Source organism: Streptomyces sp. (assembly GCF_019510245.1).
Taxonomy (GTDB): Bacteria; Actinomycetota; Actinomycetes; order Streptomycetales; family Streptomycetaceae; genus Streptomyces.
In genome coordinates, this window is sequence record NZ_JAEKKT010000419.1 from 1 (window position 1) to 2,615 (window position 2,615).

Here is a 2,615-nt window from a genome sequence, read left to right on the forward strand (position 1 = left end):
GCCGACGTCGAAGGGGTTGTCGTACTGGATCCACTCCTTGCCCCTGAGGGCGTGCCCCACCGGTGACTTGACCTTCTCCGCGAACTCCATGACCTCGGCGTGCGCGCCCGCCGTGCCGCTGCCGCAGAACAGGGTGACCTTGTCGGCCTTGTCGATCATCTCGACGAGCTTGTCGATCTCGGCGTCACCGGGGCGGACGCTGGGCCGGGAGGTGACGAGGGCGGTCTCGGCTGCCTTCTCGGGGGCGGGCTGGTCGGCGATGTCGCCGGGGAGGGTGACGACGCTGACGCCGGAGCGGCCGACGGCGTTCTGGATGGCGGTCTGGAGCAGCCTCGGCATCTGCTGGGGGTTGGAGATCATCTCGCTGTAGTGACTGCACTCCTGGAAGAGGCGGTCGGGATGGGTCTCCTGGAAGTAGCCGAGGCCGATCTCGCTGGAGGGGATGTGCGAGGCGAGGGCGAGCACGGGGGCCATCGAGCGGTGGGCGTCGTACAGCCCGTTGATGAGGTGCAGGTTGCCGGGTCCGCAGGAACCGGCGCAGGCGGCGAGTGTGCCGGTGATCTGGGCCTCGGCGCCCGCGGCGAAGGCGGCGGTCTCCTCGTGCCGTACGTGCACCCAGTCGATGGCGGAGTTGCGGCGGACGGCGTCCACGACGGGGTTGAGGCTGTCGCCGACGACGCCGTAGAGGCGTTTCACCCCCGCCTTGACGAGGATGTCCACGAACTGTTCGGCGACGTTCTGCTTGGCCATGGATCCATGCACCCCTTCGGTCTCCTTGGGTCCATCAATCCACAATGGCCGCGATCACGCCTCCCAAACAGCGGCGGCTGTACGGTCGTCGGCGTATCCCTTGACCCGGACTTGGGAGTCGGCGAGGAACGTGGCGAGACCGGGCGGGGGGCCTGACCACCTTCCCGTGAGGTATTCGCAGAGTTCGGGCTCGCCGCGCAGGGGATCGGCGAGGCCTCCGGTGCACATCAGGAGGGTGTCACCCGGGCGGGCGACGGAGGCGCGGAAGCGGAAGGGTTCGCGGGGCGGCTCCGGGGCGGGTTCGTAGGGGCTCGGGGGTGTGGGGATGCCGAGGTCCATGGTGAGGCGGTCGCCCTCGGGGGTCTCGGTCGGCAGCGAGCCGAAGCCGACGACCGGTTCTCCGGTGACATCGGTGACGCGGGGTTCGATGTCGTGCCAGTCGCCGTCGCGGAGGCGGAACAGGCCGCCGGCGCCGACGCCGAAGAAGACGCGGATCCGGCAGTCGGGGTCGGCGGGCAGGAGCAGACAGCGCAGGGTGGCGGCGTACTCCTCCGGGTCGATGCCCTGCTCCACGGCGCTGGCGCGGAGCTTGCCGAGACTGCGGTCGGTGAGCCGGTGCAGCCCGGACTTGAGGTCACCGCGGCGGGCGGCGCTGATGTCCTGCGCGAGCCGGGCATGGCTGCGCCCTATGGCCCGACCGATCCAGTGACAGGCCTCGGCGGCGGCGCGATGGGCACCGGGGGTGGCGCGGGCGCCGGTGGCCATGGCGACGAGGATCAACGCCTGGTCGCCGGTGCCGAACCGGGCGGTGAGCAGGGAGTCCCTCCGGGGTTCGCCGCGGAACCTGGCCGAGTCCCCGCGCACGGACGCTGCTCGCAGCGTCCACGCCCCGTACCTGGCGCCGTCCAGCACGGTGTCCGCCACCAGGTCGTCGAGTTCGTCGGGGTCGGCGGGCGGGAGGGCGGTGGGTTCGGCGTCGTAGGTGGGAGGGCCGGAGCCGACGAATCCGACGGGGGCGGGCGGGAGGGTGGGGATGTCCACGCGGGTGCGGGTGCGGGGTGCCTGCGGCGCGGGGGCGGGGTCCGAGTCGGGCCCTGCCCGGTGTTGGGTGGGTCCGTCCTGGTCGTGGTCGGCGGTCCGGCCACGTGCGGGTGGCTCGGGGCGCTCGGGGGTCGGGTTGGGCTGAGTGGAACCCGGGCCGGCTGCGGAGGGTTTCTTGGCGAGGCCGGCTTCGACGCCGGGTGAGGTGGCCCACCAGTCGCCTTCGACGCGGCGCGCGTCGGCTCCGCCTCGGTCCGAGAGCTCTGGAGGGTTCTCAGGGCGGCCAGGCGTGGGCACATCCTCGGCACCGCCTGCGGGAGCCGTCACTCCGGAGGCGGGGTCGCCCCTGAGCAAGCCGCCCCCGGCCGGGGCACCCCCGCGCGGGTCGACTCCGCCGACCCCATGCTGTCCGGCATCGCCGCGGCCTGGCGAAACGGCCTGGTCGGCGTCCTGCGGCGGACCGTCAGCGACACCACCCCGAGAAGCCGCTTCACCGGCGCCACCCCTGGCCGGCCGACCGGCATCGGGCGGAACGGCCCCGGGGTCCTGCGACGCGTCATCAGCGACACCACCCCGCGAATCCGCTCCGCCGACGCCACGCCCCCCGGAATCGCCGCGGCCGGAGAAAACGCCCCGGTCACCGCCCGGCAGAGGACCACCAGCGGCTCCACCCCTGCCCATGCCTCCGCCGTCAGGCGAAACGGTCCGGTCGGCGTCCTGCGGTGGCAGGGGTGGAGCCGTCGGGCGAGGTGGGGCTGAGGGATGTGGGGGTGGCGCGGTCGGCGCACTTGGGGGCTCGGTCGGCATGCGCGAGGCCGGAACGG

Annotated in this window: 3 protein-coding genes; 1 reads left to right on the plus strand and 2 read right to left on the minus strand. The window is 73.1% G+C overall.

Translation table 11 applies throughout. From position 1 onward, the window contains the following. Together JF597_RS53240 and JF597_RS53245 are read right to left on the minus strand one after the other, a co-directional pair. Window positions 1–750, minus strand: a 750-nt coding sequence (locus JF597_RS53240; RefSeq protein ID WP_294014209.1) for a thiamine pyrophosphate-binding protein, incomplete at its 3' end; no start/stop codon positions are given. 54 nt (window positions 751–804) lie between these two features. Next, window positions 805–1,791, minus strand: coding sequence for a protein phosphatase 2C domain-containing protein (locus JF597_RS53245; protein ID WP_294014212.1), 987 nt, complete (start codon window positions 1,789–1,791; stop codon window positions 805–807). 402 nt (window positions 1,792–2,193) lie between these two features. Here JF597_RS53245 and JF597_RS53250 point away from each other — a divergent pair, with 402 nt between their 5' ends. After that, entirely contained in the window at window positions 2,194–2,550 is a 357-nt protein-coding gene (locus tag JF597_RS53250; protein WP_294014214.1) for a hypothetical protein, read from the plus strand. Window positions 2,551–2,615: the final 65 nt, after the last annotated feature.

Excerpts from the sequence above, each read along its gene's own strand:
- JF597_RS53250 (WP_294014214.1), top strand. The coding sequence starts at position 2,194 with ATGCTGTCCGGCATCGCCGCGGCCTGGCGAAACGGCCTGGTCGGCGTC.